Origin of the sequence: Enterobacter cloacae complex sp. P12RS (assembly GCF_014895875.1) — a bacterium.
GTDB lineage: Bacteria > Pseudomonadota > Gammaproteobacteria > Enterobacterales > Enterobacteriaceae > Enterobacter > Enterobacter bugandensis.
The window spans coordinates 60,297-85,826 of the sequence record NZ_JADBQO010000001.1 but is presented as its reverse complement, the minus strand read 5'-3'; the positions used below and the strand labels follow the sequence as shown (position 1 = coordinate 85,826).

General features: G+C 53.6%; 25 protein-coding genes. 17 read left to right on the top strand and 8 right to left on the bottom strand.

The window, feature by feature from the left end:
- Positions 1-123: 123 nt before the first annotated feature.
- The 3 genes from IM284_RS00375 to hrpB all read right to left on the bottom strand — a co-directional run bounded on the left by IM284_RS00375 (position 124) and on the right by hrpB (position 6,130).
- Positions 124-696 carry a fimbrial protein gene (locus IM284_RS00375; protein ID WP_047367355.1) on the bottom strand — a complete coding sequence of 191 codons (573 nt, stop codon included), beginning with the start codon at positions 694-696 and terminating at the stop codon, positions 124-126.
- A gap of 333 nt (positions 697-1,029) precedes the next feature.
- Entirely contained in the window at positions 1,030-3,555 is a 2,526-nt protein-coding gene (gene mrcB, locus IM284_RS00370; RefSeq protein WP_045631651.1) for a bifunctional glycosyl transferase/transpeptidase, read from the bottom strand.
- A 145-nt stretch (positions 3,556-3,700) separates the two neighbouring features.
- A complete protein-coding gene (gene hrpB, locus IM284_RS00365) occupies positions 3,701-6,130 on the bottom strand; it encodes an ATP-dependent helicase HrpB (RefSeq protein WP_047367353.1) in 2,430 nt (809 codons plus the stop codon).
- A 73-nt stretch (positions 6,131-6,203) separates the two neighbouring features.
- Here hrpB and thpR point away from each other — a divergent pair, with 73 nt between their 5' ends.
- The 16 genes from thpR (at position 6,204) to IM284_RS00285 (ending at position 20,494) form a co-directional block, all read left to right on the top strand.
- The gene (thpR, locus tag IM284_RS00360; RefSeq protein WP_047367352.1) at positions 6,204-6,758 is read left to right on the top strand and encodes an RNA 2',3'-cyclic phosphodiesterase; all 555 of its coding nucleotides are present in this window, start codon (positions 6,204-6,206) and stop codon (positions 6,756-6,758) included.
- Positions 6,748-7,452 carry a DNA/RNA nuclease SfsA gene (gene sfsA / locus IM284_RS00355; RefSeq protein ID WP_041911210.1) on the top strand — a complete coding sequence of 235 codons (705 nt, stop codon included), beginning with the start codon at positions 6,748-6,750 and terminating at the stop codon, positions 7,450-7,452. Before thpR ends, sfsA begins: the two co-directional genes overlap by 11 nt.
- Positions 7,453-7,628: 176 nt before the next feature.
- The gene (dksA, locus tag IM284_RS00350; RefSeq protein ID WP_013095632.1) at positions 7,629-8,084 is read left to right on the top strand and encodes an RNA polymerase-binding protein DksA; all 456 of its coding nucleotides are present in this window, start codon (positions 7,629-7,631) and stop codon (positions 8,082-8,084) included.
- A gap of 59 nt (positions 8,085-8,143) precedes the next feature.
- Entirely contained in the window at positions 8,144-9,034 is an 891-nt protein-coding gene (gluQRS, locus tag IM284_RS00345) for a tRNA glutamyl-Q(34) synthetase GluQRS (protein ID WP_069733536.1), read from the top strand.
- A 42-nt stretch (positions 9,035-9,076) separates the two neighbouring features.
- Positions 9,077-10,474 (top strand): polynucleotide adenylyltransferase PcnB, encoded by a 1,398-nt coding sequence (pcnB, locus tag IM284_RS00340; protein ID WP_072252701.1) that lies wholly within the window; start codon positions 9,077-9,079, stop codon positions 10,472-10,474.
- Complete coding sequence (gene folK, locus IM284_RS00335) at positions 10,471-10,950, top strand: 2-amino-4-hydroxy-6-hydroxymethyldihydropteridine diphosphokinase (protein WP_047367349.1); 480 nt, start codon at positions 10,471-10,473, stop codon at positions 10,948-10,950. The genes pcnB and folK overlap by 4 nt, the downstream gene beginning before the upstream one ends.
- Positions 10,951-11,073: 123 nt before the next feature.
- The gene (gene panB, locus IM284_RS00330) at positions 11,074-11,865 is read left to right on the top strand and encodes a 3-methyl-2-oxobutanoate hydroxymethyltransferase (protein WP_045259479.1); all 792 of its coding nucleotides are present in this window, start codon (positions 11,074-11,076) and stop codon (positions 11,863-11,865) included.
- Between the two features lie 11 nt (positions 11,866-11,876).
- The gene (panC, locus tag IM284_RS00325) at positions 11,877-12,728 is read left to right on the top strand and encodes a pantoate--beta-alanine ligase (protein ID WP_008501942.1); all 852 of its coding nucleotides are present in this window, start codon (positions 11,877-11,879) and stop codon (positions 12,726-12,728) included.
- A gap of 32 nt (positions 12,729-12,760) precedes the next feature.
- The gene (gene panD, locus IM284_RS00320) at positions 12,761-13,141 is read left to right on the top strand and encodes an aspartate 1-decarboxylase (protein ID WP_003856284.1); all 381 of its coding nucleotides are present in this window, start codon (positions 12,761-12,763) and stop codon (positions 13,139-13,141) included.
- A gap of 398 nt (positions 13,142-13,539) precedes the next feature.
- A complete protein-coding gene (locus tag IM284_RS00315; protein WP_047367348.1) occupies positions 13,540-14,127 on the top strand; it encodes a fimbrial protein in 588 nt (195 codons plus the stop codon).
- A gap of 62 nt (positions 14,128-14,189) precedes the next feature.
- Complete coding sequence (locus IM284_RS00310; protein ID WP_047367347.1) at positions 14,190-14,927, top strand: fimbrial chaperone; 738 nt, start codon at positions 14,190-14,192, stop codon at positions 14,925-14,927.
- 65 nt (positions 14,928-14,992) lie between these two features.
- Positions 14,993-17,572, top strand: coding sequence for an outer membrane usher protein (locus IM284_RS00305; protein WP_193055693.1), 2,580 nt, complete (start codon positions 14,993-14,995; stop codon positions 17,570-17,572).
- Positions 17,573-17,585: 13 nt separating this feature from the next.
- On the top strand, positions 17,586-18,164 hold the full coding sequence (locus IM284_RS00300) for a fimbrial protein (protein WP_047367345.1): 579 nt from the start codon (positions 17,586-17,588) through the stop codon (positions 18,162-18,164).
- Between the two features lie 23 nt (positions 18,165-18,187).
- Entirely contained in the window at positions 18,188-18,745 is a 558-nt protein-coding gene (locus IM284_RS00295; RefSeq protein WP_047367344.1) for a fimbrial protein, read from the top strand.
- On the top strand, positions 18,745-19,377 hold the full coding sequence (locus IM284_RS00290; RefSeq protein ID WP_309264704.1) for a fimbrial-like protein: 633 nt from the start codon (positions 18,745-18,747) through the stop codon (positions 19,375-19,377). The genes IM284_RS00295 and IM284_RS00290 overlap by 1 nt, the downstream gene beginning before the upstream one ends.
- Before the next feature lie 34 nt (positions 19,378-19,411).
- A complete protein-coding gene (locus IM284_RS00285; protein WP_047367342.1) occupies positions 19,412-20,494 on the top strand; it encodes a fimbrial protein StkG in 1,083 nt (360 codons plus the stop codon).
- 1 nt (position 20,495) lies between these two features.
- Here the strand turns inward: IM284_RS00285 and IM284_RS00280 are convergent, their stop codons facing one another.
- The 4 genes from IM284_RS00280 to IM284_RS00265 all read right to left on the bottom strand — a co-directional run bounded on the left by IM284_RS00280 (position 20,496) and on the right by IM284_RS00265 (position 24,045).
- A complete protein-coding gene (locus IM284_RS00280) occupies positions 20,496-21,743 on the bottom strand; it encodes a polysaccharide deacetylase family protein (RefSeq protein WP_047367341.1) in 1,248 nt (415 codons plus the stop codon).
- 63 nt (positions 21,744-21,806) lie between these two features.
- Entirely contained in the window at positions 21,807-22,247 is a 441-nt protein-coding gene (locus IM284_RS00275; RefSeq protein WP_047367340.1) for a PTS sugar transporter subunit IIA, read from the bottom strand.
- Positions 22,248-22,351: 104 nt separating this feature from the next.
- The gene (locus IM284_RS00270) at positions 22,352-23,122 is read right to left on the bottom strand and encodes an ABC transporter permease (protein ID WP_023334536.1); all 771 of its coding nucleotides are present in this window, start codon (positions 23,120-23,122) and stop codon (positions 22,352-22,354) included.
- A complete protein-coding gene (locus tag IM284_RS00265) occupies positions 23,119-24,045 on the bottom strand; it encodes an ABC transporter ATP-binding protein (RefSeq protein WP_193055692.1) in 927 nt (308 codons plus the stop codon). The genes IM284_RS00270 and IM284_RS00265 overlap by 4 nt, the downstream gene beginning before the upstream one ends.
- A 107-nt stretch (positions 24,046-24,152) precedes the next feature.
- Between IM284_RS00265 and can the strand changes: the two genes are divergently transcribed.
- Complete coding sequence (gene can, locus IM284_RS00260; protein WP_014882586.1) at positions 24,153-24,815, top strand: carbonate dehydratase; 663 nt, start codon at positions 24,153-24,155, stop codon at positions 24,813-24,815.
- A 61-nt stretch (positions 24,816-24,876) separates the two neighbouring features.
- Here the strand turns inward: can and hpt are convergent, their stop codons facing one another.
- The gene (gene hpt, locus IM284_RS00255) at positions 24,877-25,413 is read right to left on the bottom strand and encodes a hypoxanthine phosphoribosyltransferase (protein WP_032644976.1); all 537 of its coding nucleotides are present in this window, start codon (positions 25,411-25,413) and stop codon (positions 24,877-24,879) included.
- Positions 25,414-25,530: the final 117 nt, after the last annotated feature.

The window sequence follows — 25,530 nt, the reverse complement described above, 5'->3', positions numbered from 1 at the left end:
CCACCGAGAACAACACTTGCCTGTACTGAACAGCAGGAAATAATTAAACAACCACATAACAATTTAAATAAAGTCTTCATACAATGTTCCAAAAAGGCAGCCGTTCAGGCTGCCCGTCATTGCTTAGCGATAGACAACCTCGAATGTTGCAGAGGAGGAGTAATGGCCCGCGGTTGGCGCGGTATCCCCCACCTGAATCACTTTCGCGGTGTAGTTAAAGACAGAAGCCGTTGCCCCGGTCGCGTCGTTATTCACATCGGTACCCGTATCCGGTACTGAACCGTCGAAAACAACATCGCCTTTAGCGCCGTTCTCATTGCTGACGATGATGCCAACGTTGGTCGCATTGCCTGCGCCAGTCAGATCGTTCTTCAAGCGCTTGTTAGCGGCGTCTGTTGTCGTGCCGCTAAACTTGAGGTTCAGTTTAGCGACCAGCGGGTCACATTTTTTCACTTCAATCTTAAAGGCTTTTGAGGTGCCAACCGTACCGTCAGCACCAAAATCCGAAGGATAGGTATCTGCGAAAGTGACGGTGGAAGCGTTAGTCCCTGTGCCATCAACGTTAATTTCACAGGTATCGGCAACAATTTTTCCGGCGAAGTTCACCGTACCGGAATCGTTTGATGCAAATACAGGCAGAGACAGCGCGGCCATAACGCTTCCGGCTAAAAATGTAGCGACAACTTTTTTGTTCATGAAAAATATCCTTATATTTGACAATTGTGGCATCCATTCGCACTACAAATATTTTGAGTCGAAATGTTATCCAGCATGTTACACATGACTGACTAAATAGGAATATCCTTTGAGCCAGTGAATTTCTTATGGCGATTACATCAGATTATTCTTCATTGTGTCCAGAGAGGATAAAGTTACGCAACAGGTAGCAGATTTCAAATGCATGTTTTAGATGAAAAAAATGAGAACTTAAAAATTCTAAATTAGATATTTAATATTTTTAAAAATTGCAGAATGTAAAAAACAAAAAAGCCGCTTTATATTAAAGCGGCTTTTTATTCAGGGAATTAATTAATTCCCACCAAACATATCCTTGATCCAGCCGGCCACGCCATCACTGTCTTTCTTCTCGTTCTGCTGCTGGGCCGGTTGTTGCTGCGGCTGCTGCGGCTGAGAAGATTGATCGAACGGGTTGCCCGTTGGCTGTTCAGGCTGGCTCTGCTGGCACAGTGAGTCCGGGTTGGTCGTCCAGACCGGCAGGGTACGCATCCCGCCGCCGCAGATAAAGTTCCCGGAACCATCCACGCCCATATCGACGATATCTTCCGGCGCGACCAGGTTCAGCGGCACAGGTGACTGGTTCGCCAGGTAGCGCTGGTAAATCGACATCGCCCCGCTCGCCCCGTAAAGTTTGGTCGGCTGGTTGTTGTCACGACCTACCCAGGTGATCACCACTTCACGGCCATCAATACCGGCAAACCAGGTATCGACGTTGTTGTTGGTGGTCCCGGTTTTACCCGCCAGATGCAGACCAGGATACTTCGCCCCCAGCTGACGACCGGTACCGCGCTGCACAACCTGCTGCATCGTCCACAGCGTCATGTAGGCCGCCTGCGCAGGAACGGCACGTTCAGCCTGCGGGAAGCTCTGATACAGCACGGAGCCATCTTCGGCAATCACCGAACGCAGGGCAGAGAGCGGTGCGCGGTTCCCCCCGCTGGCAATGGTCTGGAACGCCTGCGCCACTTCGATCGGCGTCAGGTTAAGCGCCCCCAGAATCATCGCCGGAACAGGGTGCAGCTGATCTTTCGGTACGCCCAGCTTCTGCCAGGTATCGACAATAGCCGGCAGGCCCAGCGCCATACCGAGGTTAACCGTAGGTACGTTCATGGAGCGGGTTAACGCATCCACCAGCATCACCTGGCCGCTGAACTGTTTATCATCGTTCTGCGGTGACCAGACCTGGCCGTTAGGCTGACGCAGGGAGATTGGCGCATCGGCGATCCAGGTGTTCAGGCGATACAAATTCGGCTGGCTCAGCGCGGTGAGATAGGTCGCCGGTTTAGCCAGAGAGCCAATCGAACGACGCGCCTGCATCGCGCGGTTGTAGCCCGCATACTGCGGCTCTGCGCCGCCCACCATCGCGCGCACTTCGCCGGTGTTACGGTCAACCACCACCATCGCGGTTTCCAGATCGGAGAGCTTGCGCTGTTTCTTCAGCGCCGGAATGCCTTCCACCGCCGCTTTTTCTGCCGCGTCCTGGGCTACCGAGTCAAAAGTTGTGAAGATCTTCACGCCGGAGAGATCTTTGACCTTATCACCAAGCTTGCTTTGCAGCTCCTGGCGCACCATCTGCATGAAAGCAGGCTGCGGAGAGATCACCCCACCGCGCGGCTGCACGCCCAGCGGACGTGCGCTAAGCATGTCGTATAATTCCTGGTCAATCACCTGCTGCTGTTGCAGCAGACGCAGTACCAGGTTACGACGCTCCAGCGCCAGTTTCGGGTTGCGCCACGGGTTATAAATGGACGCCCCTTTCACCATGCCCACCAGCAGCGCCTGCTGGTCAAGGCTGAGCTCTTCCACCGGACGGCCAAAGTAGTACAGGCTCGCCAGCGGGAAGCCGCGGATCTCGTTATCGCCGCTCTGGCCGAGGTACACCTCGTTCATGTACAGCTCAAGGATACGATCCTTGCTGTAGCGCGCATCCATCAGCACGGCCATGTACGCTTCGTTGGCTTTACGCCAGTAAGAACGCTCGCTGGAGAGGAACAGGTTCTTCACCAGCTGCTGGGTAAGCGTACTCGCCCCCTGCACGGTACGACCCGCAGTCAGGTTCGCCAGCACCGCACGGCCGATGGAGTAGAGACTGATACCGTCGTGCTCGTAGAAATGGCGGTCTTCGGTTGCCAGCAGGGTATCCACCAGCAGATCCGGGAAGCCGTTACGCGCCACGAACAGGCGCTGTTCGCCATTGGCGGACGAGAGCATGGTGATCAGACGCGGATCAAGACGGAAGAAACCGAACTGGCGGTTATTGTCCATGTTCTCAATGGTTTCCAGCCGATCGCCGTCAAAAGTCAGACGCGCGCGCACCTGCCCCTCTTTGCTGTCCGGGAAGTCGAACGGGCGGCGGATCATCTCAATGCTTTTCGCCTGGACGGTAAATTCGCCCGGGCGGGTCATTTTCGTGACCTGACGATACTGCGTAGCTTGCAGCAGTTTCACCATCTCGTTCTTGCTGATGGACATGTCCGGCTCAAGGTTCACCATGCGACCATACACTGCCGCCGGCAATTGCCAGACTTTCCCGTCGATACGGCTGCGGATCTTCTGATCCAGATAAACGCCGTAAATCGCGATCAGCACAACAAAAACAATGAACAGCTTCAGCAGCAGCCAGAACCAGCCGCGCTTCCCACGAGGCTTACGCCCTTTGCCTTTTCCTTTACGCGGCATGGGTTCTTCATCCTCATAATCGTCTTCATAGTCATCGTCATACTCCTCATCTCTGAGGCGACGACGGCTTACCTTTTCTTTCGCCGGACGCGCGGGTTTTCCCTTACGTCCTATTGGCTCGCGGTCATTCCCCGCCATGCTTTTTCTCCGCAACTTTCAGGCGCAAAGGCCAGATTTTCTTTTCTTCCACAGGCCTGTGAAAGAAGAAATCTCTCAAAATTGGTTTTCTCCCTCTCTCCGTGGGAGAGGGCTGGGGTGAGGGCATCAGACCGCACTTTCCCCACTACGAATATTTCTTCGTCCGCCGCGTCGGCGCCGTATTCGCCGGATCGTCCGGCCATACGTGTTTGGGGTAGCGCCCTTTCATCTCTTTCTGCACTTCACGGTAGCTTCCCGCCCAGAACGCTCCCAGATCGCGGGTGATCTGCAACGGACGATGCGCAGGCGAGAGCAACTCAAGCACCAACGGCACCCGCCCTTCCGCAATAGACGGCGTGGTTGCCTCACCAAACATCTCCTGCATCCGAACCGCCAGCGCCGGAGGATTATCCTCATGATAACGAATGGCAAGCCGGCTCCCGGTGGGCACAGTGTAATGCCCAGGAAGCTCACTATCCAGACGTTGACGTAATGACCAGTCCAGTAAATTCTGTAACGCGGTCTTAACATCAAGCGCCTTAAGGGCGCGCAGAGAGTGCACGCCGCTCATTTGCGGCAGCAGCCACTGCTCAAGCGTCGCGAGCAGCGTCTCATCATCCACCGCGGGCCAGCCGTATTCCGGTAGCCACTTCGCGGCGCAGTGCAGACGAATGCGATATTGTTCAGCTTCCGGCGTCCAGTTCAGGACGTTAAGGCCCTTTTCACGAATACCGTTCAGCATTGCCTGGTGTAACTCTTCTTCCGACGGCTTCGCCAGCGGTTTCGTCCCGAGGATCAGTTTGCCAATCTGACTACGCCGAAACGCCTTTAGCGTCCCCTGAGCGTCATCCCATTCCACGATGTCCGATTGCTGGAGCAGCTGCGGGCAGGTACGCGTCAGGGCATCTATGTCCACGGCAATCGCCTGTAAAATACGGGCATCAGGAGACTGGCTGCCCTGAAGCAGGAGCGGCGCGATCAGCCATTCATGTCGCGTCAGGGCATCATCGCTGTCCAGCATCGCCCCCATGCCGTTTGCCAGTTGGTAGCGTCCATCCAGCCCGCGGCGGCGCGCAATCCTGTCCGGGAAGGCCAGCGCCAGAAGGGAGGCAATCTTATCGCCGTCAGGTGAACCGCCCCAGCAGTTCAGGCGTTTGCACAACTGCTGCGCCCGCTGCTGCCAGTTTCCCTGATTGCGCGAAAACGCCTGCCCCAGCTCGCTGCTGCCTCCGCGCGGCGGCTCCTCAAGAATAGCCGCCAGTTTCGCCGCTGTGGCAATTTCATCTTCGCCCTGAGCAGCCACCAGCATCGCCGCCAGACGCGGATCGTTGCCCAGCGCCGCCATTTTCTGACCGCGCGCCGTCAGACGTTCACCTTCCAGCGCGCCAAGCTGGGTGAGCAGGCTGCGCGCGGCGGCGAGATTCACGACAGGCGGTGGATTAAGCCAGGTGAGCTGTTCAGGATCCGGGCAGCCCCAAAGCAGGAGATCCATCACCAGCCCGGAGAGATCGCTTTGTAAAATCTCCGGCGTGCTTTGCTGTGCCGCGCGTTCAGCCTGCTCCGCGCTGGTCAAATGCAGGCAAATACCCGGCTCTAGACGCCCCGCACGGCCCGCGCGCTGCACCATTGACGCCTGACTGATGCGTTGTGTCAGCAGTTTAGTCAGCCCGGTTCGCGGATCAAAGCTCGCCACCCTCTCCTGCGCGCTATCCACCACCAGGCGAATGCCTTCGATGGTCAAACTGGTTTCGGCAATGTTGGTTGCCAGCACGACTTTACGCTGCCCCGCCGGGGCGGGAAGGATGGCTTTACGCTGCTCGGTCAACGACAGGGCGCCATAGAGCGGGCAAAGCAGTACGTCACTGCCCACCCTGGAGGCCAGCCGCTCCTGCACGCGCTGAATCTCCCCCACGCCGGGCAAAAACAGCAGCAGCGAGCCGGGCGCCTGGCGAAGCAGGTCTGCAGTGGCAATAGCTACCGCTTCGTCAAAGCGCTGATGGGCAGGAAGCGGCTGATAGCGACGCTCAACAGGAAATGCCCGTCCTTCTGAGCTGATGACCGGCGCATCGGGTAATACCTGTCGTAGCCGCTCGTTATCCAGCGTCGCCGACATAATCAGCAGCCGCAGATCGTCGCGCAGCCCCTGCTGAACGTCGAGCAACAGCGCGAGGGCCAGATCGGCCTGCAGGCTGCGCTCGTGGAATTCATCCAGGATCACCAGCCCGACGCCGTTCAACTCCGGGTCGTTTTGCAGCATGCGGGTAAGAATGCCCTCGGTGACCACCTCAAGCCGCGTGGACGGGCCGACGCAGGTTTCGGCGCGCATCCGGTAGCCTACCGTTTCGCCCGGTTTTTCATGCAGCAGTTCCGCCAGGCGCTGCGCAACGTTGCGCGCGGCCAGCCTGCGCGGCTCCAGCAGGATAATTTTCCCGGCAATCTTCCCCTCTTTAAGGATCTGCAGCGGCAGCCAGGTAGATTTACCCGCCCCCGTAGGCGCGTTAAGCAAAACCTGCGGGGCATGTTGTAAGGCAGCGAGAAGCTCAGGAAGAACGACGGCGACCGGCAATGAGGACACTAACTGCTCCAGAGGGTTAACATTAGTCGGCGTACATTGTAGCATCGGCGCATATCATTACCGAGTCCCCCGTATGTCTGATTCGAAACGGCTGTTTTTTGCCATTGAATTGCCCACCACCCTACAGCGGCAAATCGTTCGCTGGCGCGCGGAACATTTTCCACCGGAAGCGGGCCGGCCCGTTGCGGCGGCAAACCTGCACCTGACACTGGCCTTTTTGGGTGACGTGAGCGCCGAAAAACAGCGGGCATTAGCCGCCATGGCCGGGCGTATTGCCCAGCCGGCGTTTACGCTGCACCTTGACGATGCGGGTCAGTGGCTGCGTTCGCGCGTGGTCTGGCTGGGTACGCGCCAGCCGCCGCGCGGGTTGTTACAGCTCGCCAATATGTTGCGCGCGCAGGCAGCGCGCAGCGGCTGTTACCAGAGCCCGCAGCCGTTTCATCCGCACGTCACGCTGCTGCGCGATGCCGGTCAGGCCGTTGCCATTCCGCCGCCGGGTTTTCACTGGGCTTTTCCGGTTAATGAATTCGCGCTTTATGAATCCGTCTTTGCACGGGGACGCACCCGCTACAGGCCGCTACAGCGCTGGACGTTGGGCGACACCACAAGGAATTCCGATGAAGTTTAGTCCTGCACTCCAGTCCGCCACGCTGATCCAACGCTACAAACGCTTCCTCGCCGACGTGGTGACGCCGGAAGGCGAAGAGCTCACCCTGCACTGCCCCAACACCGGCGCCATGACCGGTTGCGCCGCACCGGGTGACACGGTCTGGTATTCCACTTCAGAAAATACTAAACGCAAATATCCCCATACCTGGGAAATAACCGAAACGCAAAACGGGGCGTTTATTTGTGTTAATACTCTGCGTGCAAATCAGCTGGTTAAGGAAGCGCTGACGAATGGCGCCATTCCCGAACTGGTGGGTTACGGTACGCATAAAACAGAAGTGAAATACGGCGATGAAGGCAGCAGAATTGACTTCATGTTACAGGCGGAAGGCCGTCCTGAGTGCTATATTGAAGTAAAATCAGTGACGTTAGCGGAACAGGAAAACGGCTTCTTTCCGGATGCGGTAACGCTACGCGGGCAGAAGCATCTGCGAGAGCTAATGAGTGTTGCGGCGGCGGGCAAACGCGCCGTATTACTGTTTGCGGTGTTGCATACAGCGATTGAACGGTTTTCCCCTGCCCGCCATATCGATCCTAAATACGCACAACTGTTGAATGAGGCACAAAAGCAGGGGGTAGAGGTTTTAGCTTATAAAGCGGAACTTTCTGCCGATAATATGACTCTGAGATCGTCTCTTCCCATTGTCTTATAAGGGATTAGACGATTGATGAATAAGTGTTCTGGCCGCGTGCGCAAATACGCTTTTCCTCACAGGCTTGTCAAGTGTTACGTTTAGATAATTGCCATACGGAAAAGCATCTGCTATTTATAGCGACCTGATTTTTCCCCCAACACGGGGATCGATAGTGCGTGTTAAGGAGAAGCAACATGCAAGAAGGGCAAAACCGTAAAACATCGTCCCTGAGTATTCTCGCCATCGCTGGGGTGGAGCCGTATCAAGAGAAGCCGGGCGAAGAGTATATGAACGAAGCCCAGCTGTCGCACTTCAAGCGTATTCTTGAAGCATGGCGTAATCAACTCAGGGATGAAGTGGATCGCACCGTTTCGCATATGCAGGATGAAGCTGCTAACTTCCCGGATCCGGTAGACCGTGCCGCTCAGGAAGAAGAGTTCAGCCTCGAACTGCGTAACCGTGACCGCGAACGCAAGCTGATCAAAAAGATCGAGAAAACGCTGAAAAAAGTCGAAGACGAAGATTTTGGCTACTGCGAATCCTGCGGTGTTGAAATCGGTATTCGTCGCCTGGAAGCGCGTCCAACCGCCGATCTGTGCATCGACTGTAAAACGCTGGCCGAAATCCGCGAAAAACAGATGGCCGGCTAACGCCAGCGCTGTTTATACACTTCAAAGGCGGGAGTCTCTCCCGCCTTGTTACTGTTGATATGTCTGAATCACACTATATCGGGCGCTTTGCGCCATCTCCTTCCGGTGAATTACACTTCGGCTCATTAATTGCCGCGCTTGGCAGCTACCTGCAGGCTCGCGCCAGTCAGGGTAAATGGCTCGTCCGCATCGAAGATATTGACCCTCCGCGTGAAGTTCCCGGTGCTGCAGACACCATTCTGCGTCAGCTGGAACATTACGGTCTTCACTGGGACGGCGACGTTCTGTGGCAGTCACAACGTCATGAGGCTTATCGGGAACGTCTGGCCTGGCTCAGCGCTCAGGGGCTCTCCTATAACTGCACCTGCACCCGCGCGCGTATCCAGAGCGTGGGAGGTGTGTATGACGGCCACTGCCGCACGCTGAATCTTCCCGCGGAAAATGCCGCCGTACGCTTGCTACAGCGCGCGCCCGTCACCCGCTTCCACGATCGGCTCTCCGGTGAGATTAGGGCGGATGAACGTCTGGCATGTGAAGATTTTATTATTCACCGTCGTGATGGTCTGTTTGCGTATAACCTGGCGGTGGTCGTCGACGATCATTTCCAGGGCGTGACGGAAATTGTGCGCGGGGCGGACCTGGTCGAACCGACCGTACGGCAAATCTCGCTTTATCATCAGTTTGGCTGGACGGCGCCGGATTACATTCATCTGCCGCTGGCGGTCAATGCGCAGGGCGTTAAGCTCTCCAAGCAAAACCACGCCCCGGCCCTGCCAGACGGCGATCCGCGTCCTGTTTTGATCGACGCGCTGCGATTTCTCAACCAGAATGTAACCAACGAATGGCAGGATCTGCGCATTGACGAATTGCTGAAAATAGCCATTGCCAACTGGACGCTCGCGGCAGTGCCAAAAATCCAGCATTCTCAAATGCGTTGCGCTGAGCTATGATTAGCCGCTTTTTTCATAACAAAACACACTACGAGGTGTACCATTTTTACCCGAGTCGCTAATTTTTGCCGTAAAGTGCTAAGCCGCGAAGAGAGCATGGCGAACGACGCTATTGCACAACCACACATGTCGGTTATTCCGCGTGAGCAGCACAATATTTCCCGCAAAGATATCAGTGAAAATGCCCTCAAGGTACTCTATCGTCTGAATAAAGCGGGCTACGAGGCCTATCTCGTTGGCGGTGGGGTGCGTGATTTACTGCTGGGCAAAAAACCGAAAGATTTCGACGTGACGACCAGCGCCACGCCCGAGCAGGTGCGTAAATTATTCCGCAACTGCCGTCTCGTTGGCCGCCGTTTCCGTCTGGCTCACGTGATGTTTGGGCCGGAAATCATCGAAGTGGCGACCTTCCGCGGCCACCACGAAGCGGGTGCATCCGACCGCACCACGTCACAGCGCGGCCAGAACGGTATGCTGCTGCGCGACAATATCTTCGGCTCTATCGAAGAAGATGCCCAGCGTCGCGACTTCACCATCAATAGCCTTTATTACAGCGTGGCGGATTTCACCGTGCGTGATTACGTCGGCGGCATGCAGGACCTGAAAGAGGGTCTGATCCGCCTGATCGGCACGCCGGAAACGCGCTATCGTGAAGATCCGGTGCGCATGCTGCGCGCCGTGCGTTTTGCCGCCAAGCTGAACATGCGCATCAGTCCGGAAACCGCAGAGCCGATCCCGCGTCTGGCGACGCTGATTAACGACGTGCCGCCTGCCCGCCTGTTTGAAGAGGCGCTGAAGCTGCTGCAGGCCGGCTACGGGTTCGAAACCTACAAACTTCTGCGCGAATACAACCTGTTCCAGCCGCTGTTCCCGACCATTACCCGTTACTTCACCGAAAACGGTGACAGCCCAATGGAGCGGATGATTGCGCAGGTACTGAAAAATACCGACACCCGCATCCATAACGATATGCGCGTGAACCCGGCATTCCTGTTTGCGGCAATGTTCTGGTACCCGCTGCTGGAAACGGCTCAAAGAATCACCCAGGAGAGCGGCCTCGCCTATTACGATGCCTTCGCGCTGGCCGCGAACGATGTATTGGACGAAGGGTGCCGCACGCTGGCTATCCCAAAACGTATTACCACGCTGGTGCGCGACATCTGGCAGCTTCAGCTGCGCATGTCCCGCCGTCAGGGCAAACGTGCCTGGAAGCTGATGGAGCATCCAAAGTTCCGCGCCGCCTTCGACCTGCTGTCGCTGCGTGCGGAAACTGAACGCAATCAGGAGCTACAGCGCCTGGCGCAGTGGTGGGCCGAATTCCAGGTTTCCGCCCCGCCGGAGCAGAAAGATATGCTGACCGGGCTGGATGAAGAACCTGCCCCGCGTCGCCGTCATCGTCGTCCGCGCAAACGCGCACCGCGTCGTGAAGGGACAGCATGACCCTCGCGTATATCGCCATCGGCAGCAATTTAGCCTCTCCGCTGGAGCAGGTGAATGCTGCCGTACAGGCGCTGGGTGAGATCCCGCAAAGCCGTATCGTGGCGGTCTCCTCCTTTTACCGCACGCCGCCGCTAGGCCCGCAGGATCAGCCTGATTATTTGAACGCCGCCGTGGTGCTGGAAACATCCCTCGATGCCGAAACGCTGCTGGACAACACTCAGCGCATCGAACTGCAGCAGGGGCGCGTACGCAAAGCCGAACGCTGGGGGCCGCGCACGCTTGATCTCGATATTATGCTGTTCGGCCATGAGGTGATTAACACTGAACGCCTCACCGTACCGCATTACGACATGAAAAATCGTGGCTTTATGCTCTGGCCGCTCTTTGAAGTGGCGCCCGATCTCACCTTCCCGGAAGGCATCCCGCTCAAGGCCGTTCTGGACAACCTGAACGCGGAAAGACCCGCTCGCTGGTGATCCTCTTCCCTCACCGGTTGACCCCAGAATAATTGTGGTTAATCGGTTGCCTAAAATCATTGTTCCCTCGAATGTTACTGTTAGAATGCGCAAAGATTCGCTTTTGGGCTATCAGGAAACAGTATGAAACCAACCACCATCTCCTTACTGCAGAAATGCAAACAGGAAAAAAAACGCTTCGCCACCATCACCGCGTATGACTACAGCTTCGCCAAACTGTTTGCCGAAGAGGGGATCAACGTCATGCTGGTCGGAGATTCGTTAGGGATGACGGTACAAGGACATGATTCCACCCTGCCGGTCACGGTCGAAGATATTGCATATCACACCCGTGCGGTACGCCGCGGTGCGCCAGGCTGCCTTCTGCTTTCCGACCTGCCGTTTATGGCCTATGCCACGCCAGAGCAGGCATTTGAAAACGCGGCGGCAGTGATGCGCGCTGGTGCTAACATGGTCAAAATTGAAGGCGGCGCCTGGCTGGTGGAGACGGTGAAAATGCTCACCGAACGCGCCGTGCCGGTGTGTGGTCATTTGGGCCTGACCCCGCAGTCCGTCAACATCTTTGGCGGGTATAAGGTGCAGGGCCGCGGCGACGCAGCGCAGACGCTGTTTGAGGATGCCCTGGCGCTGGAAGCCGCAGGCGCCCAGCTGCTGGTGCTGGAGTGCGTGCCGGTTGAGCTGGCGAAACGCATCACCGACGCACTCTCCATTCCGGTGATTGGTATTGGTGCAGGCAACGTGACCGACGGTCAGATTCTGGTGATGCACGACGCCTTTGGTATTACTGGCGGGCATATCCCGAAATTTGCCAAAAATTTCCTCACTGAAGCGGGCGACATGCGCGCTGCGGTCAGGCAGTATATTGCCGACGTTGAATCCGGTGTTTACCCGGGTGAAGAACACAGTTTCCATTAAGGAGTCTCGTTGTGCTAATCATTGAAACCCTGCCGCTGCTTCGCCAGCATATCCGCCGCGCGCGTCAGGAAGGTAAACGTATCGCACTGGTCCCGACCATGGGCAATCTGCATGACGGCCACATGAAGCTCGTCGACGAAGCCCGTGCGCGAGCAGATATCGTGGTGGTCAGTATCTTCGTGAACCCCATGCAGTTTGACCGCGCCGACGATCTGGCACGCTATCCGCGCACCCTGCAGGAAGATTGCGAGAAGCTCAAAAAACGCCACGCGGATATCGTCTTCTCACCTGCACCGGCGGACGTTTACCCGCAGGGTACCGAAGAGGCGACCTACGTTGACGTCCCGGGCATTTCCACCATGCTGGAAGGAGCAAGCCGTCCGGGCCACTTCCGCGGCGTCTCCACCATCGTCAGCAAGCTATTTAACCTGGTGCAGCCGGACGTTGCCTGCTTCGGTGAGAAAGATTTCCAGCAGCTGGCGCTGATCCGCAAGATGGTTGCTGACATGGGTTACGATATTGAGATCGTCGGCGTACCGATTGTGCGTGCGAAAGACGGTCTGGCACTCAGCTCGCGGAATGGTTACCTGACCGCCGAACAGCGTAAAATCGCGCCGGGCCTGAGCAAGGTTATGAACACCATGGCAGAGCAGATGCTGGCAAAAGAGTTAACAGCAGAAGAGATTATTGCCCTTGCCGAGCAGGCGCTTAACGATAAGGGCCTTCGTGCTGACGACGTACAAATTCGTGATGCTGATACGCTGCTGGAATTAACCCAGAACAGCAAGCGCGCAGTCATCCTGGTGGCGGCATGGCTCGGCCAGGCACGCCTGATTGACAATAAAGTGGTTGAGCTGGCGTAGTTCTTCACCCTTGATAATTAAAGGTAAACGTAATGATTCGCAAAATGCTGCAAGGTAAGCTTCACCGTGTGAAAGTCACGCAGGCCGACCTGCACTATGAAGGCTCCTGCGCCATTGACCAGGATTTTCTCGACGCGGCGGGTATCCTTGAAAACGAAGCGATTGATATCTGGAACGTGAACAACGGTAAACGCTTCTCTACTTATGCGATTGCCGCCGAGCGCGGTTCTAAAATCATCTCCGTTAACGGCGCTGCGGCGCACTGTGCGGACGTGGGCGACATTGTGATCATCGCCAGCTTCGTGATGATGTCTGACGAAGAAGCCCGCCGCTGGCAGCCTAAAGTGGCCTACTTCGAAGGCGACAATGAAATGAAGCGCACCGCAAAGGCGATTCCGGTTCAGGTTGCCTGATTCCAACAAGGAGCGGAACCCTCTGGATCCGCTCCTTAACAGGAAAAAACACATCATTCTGAATTATGTAAATAGCATCTCTTTACTCATTTCACTTATTTTGACCTCTCTTTTCGCGTCTTCTTTCTTCAATAAACATTCCCCTCAGTTATATGCGAATGGGAAATGATCAATGCCATTAATAATCCAAGCCTGCCAATACCACATCAACGCAATAAAAAATAATCCCCAGTGTTTTTTTGAGATCATTTTCAAGATCTTTTTCAATGACTTATCAATCTTTAATTTTTTCTAATTATAACTTTTAGTAATTCTAAATACCCAACGTATACAGAGATCCCTATCATCATTTTGCTTGTATTAAATCATTACAATGTTTTTTAAATGGAATTTCAATTATGTTAAAAAAAACGTTATTAGCTTCAGCTGTAGCTTTGTTTGCAGTAGGTTCTTTTTCAGCAATCGCAGATACGGATCTTGGTTTAATCACCTTTGATGGTGCGGTAACAGACACAACATGTAATATTTCCACCTCCAATGGTGAATCACAAAGCAATATTACTATTACCTTACCCGTCGTTAAAAAATCTGAAGTTGAATCCACAACTATTGATACTGGCGTCGGTTCCAAAAACTTTGAACTGCTGCTCACCAATTGCCCTGAGACATTAAAGAATGCCTCTGCAAGCTTCATGTCAAAAAATATGGGCGCTATTGCGAACGGTACTATTGAACCCGATGCTAACGTACAAGGCTCTGCAACCAACGTTGCACTTGCCCTGTTTAACAATGCCCCAACCATTTCATCTCGTATTATGGTAGGCCAGCCTGACAATAATACGCAGAAAACAGACCTGAAAGCCGGCTCCGGTAAACTGTTCTACCGTGTTGCTTATGTCCCTGGCTCCAACTGGGTGAAAGATACTAGCCCTGTACAGTCAGGTAAAGTCAGCGCCAACGCTTACTTCACCATGAGCTACGAATAATTTTATTCGTCCTGTTAATGTGCCCAGCCGGGCACATTTTTTCGTATTATTTGAGAGTAGACATGTACTTACTGAATATTAAGAGCGGATTAAAAGCCCTGCTGCTGGCCTCGGTGAGCGTTTTTGCTCTTAACGCCAGTGCAGATATTGTGATTTCCGGCACCCGTGTCATTTATCCAGAATCGGCAAAAGACGTAACGGTGTCTATGGATAACCGTGGCACCAGACCTTTACTGGTACAAACCTGGCTCGATGACGGAAGAGATACCACTAATCCTCAAGAGCTGAAACTTCCCTTTATTGTCACGCCTCCTGTATCGCGTGTAGAACCGCAAAAAGGGCAAACGGTCAGAATCACCTGGCTTGGTCAGTCATTGCCAAAAGATAAAGAATCCCTGTTCTGGTTTAACGTTCTGGAAGTTCCGCCAAAGGCAAAGGAAAGCGATACGCAAAGCATGCTTCAGCTGGCATTCCGTACCCGCATAAAACTCTTTTTCCGGCCTACAGGTTTGAAAGGAGAACCGACAGATGCGGCTAAAAATCTTAAATGGACTGAAACCCGGCAAGGTCAAAATATCGTTTTAAGTGCGAAGAATGATTCACCTTATTATGTATCACTGGCGGGGGCAACGCTTATTGCTGGTGCTAAAAGTTACGATATTGAAACGCATTATATTGAGCCATTCTCAAGCCAGACTATGAACGTAAAAAATCATAACACCCTGGGGTATAACAAAATCACCTGGCAAGCCATCAATGATTTCGGTGGAATTGATAAGTATGAATCCATACAGAATTGATTATTTATCCGCCTCGTATCATTCGGAATAACTATAATTAGCTTAACTCTGGGACAGAGTACATCATGCGGTTTAAACGTTCACTACTATTTTTATCGATAAGTGCGGTATTGCCGTTTTGTGCATTTGCTGCTGAAAATAATAAAGAAGAAGACGTGCAGTTTAACGATCAGTTTCTTTATAACACCGGTACATCAATTGATGTCAGCCGTTTTTCAAAAGGCAACCCTGTTCTTGCCGGGACGTATAAGGTGAAGGTGGTTATTAACGGAAAACCTTCCATTACCACGGATCTTGTGTTTAAGGAGAATGGTACACCGCGCGCTACGCCCTGCATCACGCGTAAACTGCTCACCCAGACAAATGTAGCAACCGAGCAACTTAAACCAGCCGGAGATGATTCCGAAGATACGTGCGTCTCTGTGTCAGACGCCTATCCCGGCTCACGTGTGGCTTACGATCCTTCCACACAGGAGTTGGACCTTTCTATTCCCCAGGCTTTCGTCATTCAGCGCCCGGCGGGATTTGTCGATCCTTCTCTTTGGGAAGACGGGATCCCGGCGGCGATGCTCTCCTGGGATCTTAACGGCTGGCACGCGGACACGTCTGATTACAGCACCGATACGGCCTACGCAGGGTTGCGCTATGGAGCAAACCTGGGCCCGTGGCGGCTCCGGGCACGAGGTAATCTGAACTGGGATCGGGATTCCGGTACCCATTACGCCAGCCAGGACATTTATCTCCAGCGTGATATCACGCCGCTGAAAGCACAGTTTATCGCGGGAGATTCCTACACCCGTGGAGATGCTTTCGATTCCATTAGTCTGCGCGGGGCGCGTTTATATAACGATGATCGTATGCTTCCTAATGGCATATCGACTTATGCGCCGGTGATTCGGGGTGTGGCAAACAGCAACGCCAAAGTCACGATCGCCCAGAGCGGAAACACGATTTACGAAACCTCCGTCCCGCCGGGGCCCTTTGAAATCTCAGATCTCAGTACGACGGGTTATGGCAGCGATCTTATCGTCACTGTAGAAGAAGCGGATGGCAGCAAACGTTCCTTCTCGGTCGCGTATTCCTCGGTCGCGCAAATGCTGCGCCCGGGCTACTCCCGATGGGATGTCGGCGTGGGTGAACTGCGTGACGATAACCTACGTGACAAGCCAAAGGTAGGTTACGCCACGGGCTATTATGGATTAACCAATACCTTCACAGGTTATGCGGGTCTGGAGTACACCGATAGCGATTTTTACGCCGCATTGGTGGGTTTGGCAATGAACACCCGCATTGGCGCATTCGCCTTTGATGTCACGCATTCTGATGCCCGGATCGACGGCTTACGGCATCTTAAGGGTGAGAGTTATCGTATCTCCTACAGCAAACTCATGGAAGCCACGAATACCTCTTTCAACGTAGCAGCATACCGGTTTTCGACATCTGACTATCTCAGCCTGAGCGATGCAGCTTCCTTGACCAACGAGATCAAATACCGTGACAGGGAGCTTAACCCTGACCGTGATAACAGCGATGTGTACCAGACTTTCCAGCGCATGAAGAACCAGATCCAGGTGAACATCAGCCAGCCGTTGGCCTTTAACGGCCTTGATTTGGGATCGCTGTATGTCAACTCCACCTGGCAGGACTACTGGAATGAAAGCAGCTCATCAGCGCAGTACTCGGTTGGCCACAGTCAATCGTTAAGCTGGGGAAGTTACAGCCTCTCCGTGCAGCGCACCTACAACGAGTTCGGGGAAAAAGATGATAGTGTCTATCTGAGCCTCACAATTCCTTTCGACACGCTGATGGGTAACGGCAAGCGTGCAGGCGGGTTCTCATCCCTCACCACGGGCATCGGCAGCGATCTAAAAGGCGGTGGAAGTTTTAACGCCAGCGCCAACGGCAACACCGAAGATAACCGGTTCAGTTACAGCATCACCGAAAGCACCACGCGTAACGACGATACATTAAATCAGCTAAGCGGTTACGGGAGTTATAACGGCCCGCATGGACCGGTGAGTCTTTCCGTCTCCGCATCCGATGACGATAGCCGACAATATTCCGCCAGCTATAGCGGCGGGATGATTCTGCACTCTGGTGGCATAACACTCGCCCCTGGCAGCATTAGCGAAAGCGATACGCTTGCGCTGATTAAAGCTGAGGGAGCAGAAGGTGCCCGAGTCTCCATCGGTAACGGTGAAATTGGCTCTTCAGGCTATGCCCTTATGCCCTATCTGTCTGCCTACCGTGAAAACAACGTCGGTCTTGATATCAGCGATATGCGCTCTGACGTTGAAGTGAAAAATACCCGTTCCACTACTGTCCCTCGTAGCGGTGCCGTTGTGCTGGTTAATTTTGAGACCGATCAAGGGCGTTCAGTGTTAATGGAACTGACGCGTGACGACGGTGGGTTTATTCCGCTTGGTGCCGATGTTCAAACTGAGCAAGGCGTATCCGTAGGTAGCGTAGGCCAGGCCGGGCAAGCCTGGATTCGCGGAATTGAAGATAAAGGGTTGTTAAAAATCGTCTGGGGAAGTGAGTCCGGCACATCCTGTACTGTCTCCTATCAGATTCCGCCCAATGCGAAAAAGATTGGACCAACAACGCTGCTGACAGGCCAGACCTGCCGCATCACAGTATTATAAAAGGAGTTAGAGCATGCTTTTTAAACCTGGGAAAAAAACAGGATTATGGGTATTAAGTTCGAGTCTGATGGCGCTGTCGCTCGGAACATACGCCGATAATCTCGATATTACCTTTACCGCTAATATCCGTGACACCACCTGCGATATGAAAATTGAAGGTGGCAGCGGTGATGGCTCCAGCAACGTTATTCCCATTGGCACCGACGGCAAGGTACGCCTGGATTACATCATCCTCAAAAATGCCAAAGCAACAACAAATTTTAAACTCAAAATGGTCTCATGCCCTTCGAGTCTGACAAAGCTGAACACGACCATTAGTGGTAGTGCCAGCCCACTGAATACGGCAATTAAAAACTCACTCTCCGGTGAGGGCAGCGCAGAAAATATTGGCGTGGCGATTTCCCGCACCGCCACTCCGGATGCCCCTTTTGTCATTAATTCATCCACTGATACTCAGCGCCTCGTCTGGTCGAGCGGAGAAATAAGTGCTGGCGAAGTTCAACTCCTGGCGACGCTGGTGGAAACTGCAAGCGGGCAAGGAATGACCGGCAACTTTAGCGGTATCGCTACGTTTAATTTCACCTATGAATAACTGGCGCAATACGGAGCGTTAATATGAAAAAGAAAATGACATCACTGGTGTTTGCGATGACTGCCATCCTGCCTTCCGTTTGTTTAAGCGCCATTACGGGTACGACGAGCGTTCAGGCCACCTTTACGTCCACCATTGAAGCCGGAACCTGTAATGCCGAGATTCAGGATGCGAGCGGGGCTCCTATTAGCATTTTGCCGTTTGGCGATGTATTTAAGTCCGATCTGGTGAGCCAGAACCGAACAGGGGCATTCAAAATCGCGTTCACTAACTGTGCCGGGGTCAAAAATGCCTCCGTTCAAGCCACGCCGGGTGCTGGCGGGTCCTGTACTGGCAATGCCAAAAATGGGAACTCATATGCAGCCGGACATAACGTTGGTTTTGAAATCTGGAAAGGTTCTGTCGACTCAGGTTCCCTGCTGAACTGCGCCACGGCCCCAACTTCTATCGTCAACCTGTCTAACGGGGCGGGAAAATTTGAAATGGATGCGCGCATCGTTATTGCTAAAGATAAAACCATTTCTGACGTGACCACTGGTTCGGTCAGCGCCCCTGTGACTTTTATCGTGACCTATCAATAATGTTTATTAAGACTGATAGCTTAAACAGGATGTTCCACTCCCGCTTAAACTTTAGAAGTGCGATGTTATGGCTCGCCTGCTGTCTGGGGTTTCCCGCAGCAGGTTTTGCCTCGAGCCTGGAGATGGATATGACGGCAAACATCATCAACAATACGTGTCAGGTAAGTATTCCGAATGATGGCAAAGTTATTTTACCGATCGTTGGCAAAGGTTGGTTTTATAACTCCGACGGCAGCCCACGGCTACAACCCGGTGACGCAGCTGGGGGAACTCGCTTCGAAATACAGCTGAAAAGCTGTGCGGAAAGTGAATCTGGACTGGCAAAAACCCTGCATTTTGAGTTTAAACCTCAAAGTGGGATAGTTATCGGAAGCTCTCAACAGGTGTTCGCCAATGAAATTCCCGCCTCTGGGGGAGGAGCAGAGAACGTCGGCGTTGTGATTTTCTCAGAAAAAGACAATACCAATGTGGTCAATGCGTCAGGAACGTCAGATGTTATTTTTGATGTATCTAACCAAACCGAAAGCCAGTATTTAACAAATTATAATTTCTATGCCCGTTATCAAGACACAGGGATTGTCAGCGCGGGGAAAGTTACCACAAGCGTGCTGGTCAGCGTTACTTACAATTAAAATATACCAAGCATCGGATATAAGGAATTTTTGAATGTGTTATATAGCAGGAGCCGGAACAAGTCATTTCTTCATAAAAGGTGCAGGCCTTGCTTTGTCAATTCTTGCAATAAGTTTTTCTGCATCGGCCGATTTGTATGAATGCAAATTTAATGGTTACAGTGTTCAGCCTATTTCGGATGTCAAAGGTGCAAAGCCCAAGATCGTTCCCCTGGAGAGCGTCAGCGCGCCAACAAAAATAAGCGGCCTTATTGATTTGCAGGTGACTCCGGGCCTCTACTCCTGGTGCTCAATGGGTAGAGATGGCGAGCGCGTCTATCAGAAAACGGACAGTACACTGGTCGTCGGTGGCGTGGACGGAAAAGCACTCTTTAAAACTAACGTAACGGGGATCGCCTATACGCTGGCCATGTACCCGACCAACAACGCTTTTAATGCCTTTTTCCCTTCGACTACAGGAAGTTATGTAGAAACGGCCAATCAGGGGGATAATTCAGATCTGGTTAAAGCAGTATGGTGGTATGCCCGTATGGAATTTTATCAATTACCCTCATATGCTGGCGTGCCCGCAAGCGTCACACAGATTGGTCCAGTGGCCGGGAATATTGGCAATATTGTCGTAGGTAACCCCTGGAGCTCAGATGAAAGTGACCATCCACGTCCGTTAATCACGATACCCGATATGGCCTTCAATGTTCCTGTTGAAAAACCGACCTGCACTCTTACGGCTCCTAAAAGCGTAGATCTGGGGGAGTATGATGTTTCCGATGTCGAGAACGATAACACGCAAAAAGTCTCTGCTACCGTGTCAGGGAATTGCACCAACACACGCAAAATTACGATGAAGTTGACCACCAGCAAGACAACCGGGACTGATGGCTCTTTACTCGCGAACACCGCATCGTCGAATGCGGCAAAAGGCGTGGGCGTGTTGCTGAAGTGGCCGGACAACAGCCTGGCGGTGCCTAATTCAACTAACAACTATGCGACAAAAGGGAACACTATCATCCCGTCATTTAGCGAGTCTCTCACGGCTCAGTTGGTTAAATCTGGTACAGAAAAAGTCACTTCAGGAACGTTCAGCGCTATCGGCACGTTGCAGATCACCTACGAATAGCTTATCCCTGCGGCTGATTGCTGATCAGCCGCGACATCGTCTCCAGCGAATCCGTTCTTAAAATATAGAGTCGTTTCAGTAAAAACGGATTATCCCCCGGCTTCACCTTCCCCTTCACCGTGGTCACGGCCAGATGGAAACCGGCATCATTCGCCGCCTTGATCGCCTTATTGTCATAGCCGCCAAAGGGATAAGAAAGGTAGAGCACACGCGGGTTGAACTGTGACAGCGCGCGACGAGAACGCTCAAAATCAAACAGGATCACGTGATAGCTGCGGCTCAGTAAGATCGGGTGTTTATACCCGTCCACGCGGTGCAGGAAGTGAGTGTGCGACTGAATGTCGAACACATCCTGAATGCCCTTAATTTCCTGTACGCTCATAAACTGCAGCGATTTAGGATCCCACTTCTGCGGATGGCCTTTAATACGTGACGAAATGATAAACGCCGTCGCGTTGAAGCCATACTCTTTCAGCACAGGATACGCGTAGCGGCTCACCGACTTCAGGCCGTCGTCAAAGGTAATCACCACCGCCTTCGCGGGCAGGTTCATCTTGTTGCGCACGTAGCCTTCCAGCTGATACATCGTCAGCGTGGTGTACCCCTGGTCGCGAAGCCAGGTCATCTGGTTGCTGAACGCGCGCACGCTGGTGGTGGTGGAGGTATGACGAAAACGGGTGTTCTCCTCATCGCGCAGGATATGGTGATAGGTCAGAACCGGAATGCCGTTATCTTCCTGCGCGTCCAGGCTGCTTATCCACGCCAGGCGGTTGCCGATGCGGATCTGATACCAGGTCTGGTTCAGGCGGTCTTTAAGTTTGTTCAGAATGGGATAACGCAGGTTGGCGCTCAGAGTACCAAAGGGCGCGCTTCCGCTGCTGGGCGCGTTATAGACGGGCGTATCTTTCCAGGTGATGAGGTTCTGGTTACTGAGCGGCTTGTTCAGGTCGCCCAGGCTGTCCTCAACGCGTTGCTTGCCCTGCACTTTCTCAAGGTGGTCTTTATCAATAAAGCCGGTACCGAACCCGAAGCGAAATTCGTAATAATCCGCCGCCGCGGGAAAGACTGCGATGATCTGCCCTGCGCGAATATTGCCCACATTAACCACGGAGTTACCTACCTGAGCCCAGATGGCAGCATCCTCAGTGGTTTGCATATATTGAGCAGGAAGCCCTTGCTGACTTATCAGGCTGGCAGACGCCCCGCCGGAAACCAGCAGCAAAAGGAGAAAGAACACGCGCATGAACATAGGATATAAATCGACACGGGAAATCAGTCGCCATTGTAGCAAAAGCGACATCAATACCAATGTTTAATGCTTATACAGATCGTGAAGCAGAACGAAAGGCGGGTTTTTCTGCTGCTGGTGCCACAGGCTGCTCACTTCCGGCTGGCCCTCCGCCACGATAGCGTGCCGAAACTCTGCGCTGCTCAATGAGGCGCGAAGCGGATAGAGGGCTTCGAGTAAAGGCAGGCTGATACCGGAGATCACTTCACAATTATCATGCTTGTGGCTCAGCAAAGCGGCCGCGCGGTAAGGCGCCGCGCCGGATTTATCGGTAAGAAAAATCACCCCATCACCGGTATCCGTTTCATGCAGGGCATCGCACATCATCCGGCTGAGCATGTTGGTGCTCAACCCGCGCCAGTAGTTAACCACCCGGCATTGCGCCAGCGGGCCAAATTTGGCCTCAAGCTTATCCAGCATGTCCTGCGCTCGTTCATCGTGGCAGGTGATCACCCATCCCAGCATAACTCTCTCCTTAGCAGGCAAGTAGTTTAGCGGAGTGAAGGTTTGCTTACGGTGATAACAGTCAAAGAAAGTGCCCGGCAACCAGAGCGTCGCCGGGCAGAGGGTTAACTACGCAGACCGCGCCCGCGCTGGATCAGATACCAGCACAGCAGGTAGAAGGCGATGATGAACACCACCAGCACCGCCACCGTGGTAAACAGCGGAACATCGGTAATGCCGAGGAAGCCAAAGCGGAAGCCGCTGATCATGTAGACGATCGGGTTCAGATGCGACAGCGCCTGCCAGAACGGCGGCAGCAGCGTCAGGGAGTAGAACACCCCGCCGAGATAGGTCAGCGGCGTCAGCACAAAGGTCGGGATCAGGCTGATGTCGTCAAACGTTTTAGCGAACACCGCATTCAGCAGACCGGCCAGCGAGAACAGAATTGCCGTCAGCAGCAGAGTCAGCGCCACGAACAGCCACGAGTGCACCTGGAACGGCACGAAGAACAGCGAAATCGCCGTCACCAGGATGCCCACGCACAGCCCGCGCGCCACGCCGCCGCCCACGTAACCGGCTATGATGACGTGCGTTGGCACCGGCGCCACCAGCAACTCTTCAATATTACGCTGGAACTTAGCGCTAAAGAACGACGAGGCCACGTTTGCGTAGGCGTTGGTGATCACCGCCATCATAATCAGACCCGGCACGATAAACTGCATATAGGTAAAACCGTGCATCTCACCAATGCGGGAACCAATCAGGTTGCCGAATATGATGAAATAGAGCGTCATGGTGATGACCGGCGGTACCAGGGTTTGCACCCAGATACGCATAAAGCGGTTTATCTCTTTCGCCCAGATACTTTTCAGCGCGACCCAATAAAGATGCGTCATGCCTTGTCTCCTTGTTTATCCTGCACCAGAGAGACAAACAGCTCTTCCAGTCGGTTCGCTTTGTTACGCATGCTTAAAACCTGAATCCCCTGCGCGCTCAGTTGGGAGAACACGCTGTTGATCCCCTGCTCGCGCAGCACTTCCACTTCCAGCGTTGAGGTATCAACCAGGCGATACTGGTACCCTTCAAGCTTCGGTAGCGGGCTTTTTGCCGCCAGATCGAGAATAAACGTTTCGGATTTCAGCTTGGAGAGCAGATCCTTCATCGAGGTGTTCTCCACCAGCTCGCCGTGCTGAATGATGCCGATGTTGCGGCATAGCATCTCTGCTTCTTCAAGGTAGTGGGTGGTCAAAATGATGGTGGTGCCTTTGTCATTAAGATCCTTTAGGAAACCCCACATAGAACGACGCAGTTCGATATCCACGCCTGCGGTGGGTTCATCAAGGATCAGCAGCTTCGGCTCGTGCATCAGCGCACGGGCAATCATCAGGCGGCGCTTCATCCCCCCGGACAACATCCGCGCTCGTTCGTTACGCTTTTCCCACAGATCGAGCTGTTTCAGGTACTTTTCGCTACGCTCAAGCGCCTCTTTACGCTCAACGCCGTAATAACCCGCCTGGTTAACGACAATCTGCTGCACCGTCTCAAACGGGTTGAAGTTGAACTCCTGCGGTACCAGCCCCAGTTGGCGCTTGGCGTTTACCACATCTTTTTGCAGGTCGTAACCAAAGACGCTCACCCGTCCGGACGTTTTATTCACCAGCGAGCTGATGATCCCGATGGTGGTGGATTTCCCCGCCCCGTTCGGCCCCAGAAGCGCGTAAAAATCCCCGGCCTCTGCTTTTAGGTCTATCCCGCGTAGCGCCTGAACGCCACCCGGATAGGTTTTTTTAAGCTGCTCAAGCTCCAGTGCAATTGCCATGAATTTAACTTACCTTCAGTTCTTACACACGTTGTGTGGTTTCATTAAAAGTGGGGTTACCCTATAGTAGCGCAACGCAATTACTTGGTTACAGGTCGCTAACCTCCATGAACGACATAGATACACTCATTAGCAACAATGCACTATGGTCAAAAATGCTGGTGGAGGAAGACCCCGGATTTTTTGGAAAACTCGCACAAGCCCAGAACCCGCGCTTTCTCTGGATTGGCTGTTCAGACAGCCGCGTACCTGCCGAGCGCCTGACCGGCCTTGAGCCCGGCGAACTGTTTGTTCACCGCAACGTCGCCAACCTGGTGATTCATACCGATCTCAACTGCCTTTCCGTGGTTCAGTATGCCGTTGACGTCCTGGAAGTCGAGCACATCATTATTTGCGGCCACTACGGCTGCGGCGGCGTGCAGGCGGCGGTTGAAAACCCGGAACTGGGTTTAATTGATAACTGGCTGCTGCACATCCGCGATATCTGGTTCAAACATAGTTCACTGCTCGGCGAAATGCCGCAGGAGCGACGCATGGACACGCTGTGCGAGCTGAACGTGATGGAGCAGGTATATAACCTTGGGCATTCGACCATCATGCAGTCGGCGTGGAAACGCGGGCAGAAGGTATCAATCCACGGGTGGGCGTACGGTATTCACGATGGCCTGCTGCGCAATCTGGAAGTCACCGCCACCAATCGCGAAACGCTGGAGCAGCGTTACCGTTCGGGGATTGCCAACCTCAAGCTTAAGCATGTGAACCATAAATAAAGCCGGGGGTTTTCGCCCTCTCCCCGTGGGAGAGGGTCGGAGTGAGGGCATCAGCCCGCAATTACTCGTCCAGCAATACCACTTTCCCAACATACGGCAGATGACGATAACGCTGCGCGTAATCAATGCCGTAACCCACCACGAACTCGTCCGGGATGGAGAAACCGACAAACTCCACCGGCACCTGCACTTCACGACGCTCCGGTTTATCCAGCAGCGTACAAATCGCCAGCGATTTCGGCTCGCGCAGGCTCAGGATCTCGCGCACCTTTGAAAGGGTGTTGCCGGAGTCGATAATGTCCTCAACGATCAACACATCTTTGCCACGAATATCTTCATCCAGATCTTTCAGGATTTTCACATCACGGGTTGTGGACATGCCGCTGCCGTAGCTGGAAGCGGTCATAAAATCGACCTCGTGCGGTACCTGCACTTCACGGCACAGGTCTGCCATGAACATGAAAGAACCGCGCAGCAGACCAACCAGCACCATTTCGCTGCCGCTGTCCTTGTAATGCTCGGTGATTTGACGACCCAGTTCGGCGATACGCGCTTTGATCTCGGCTTCCGGGATCATCACTTCAACAGTATGTTTCATATTACTAACCAAATGATTTTGATGAAAATCTTTCAATGCGGATGAATCTTGCTCCGGCATCGATACGCAAGCCAGCCATTATATCAGTAAATGGATAAGCCTGGCGTATGAGTTATA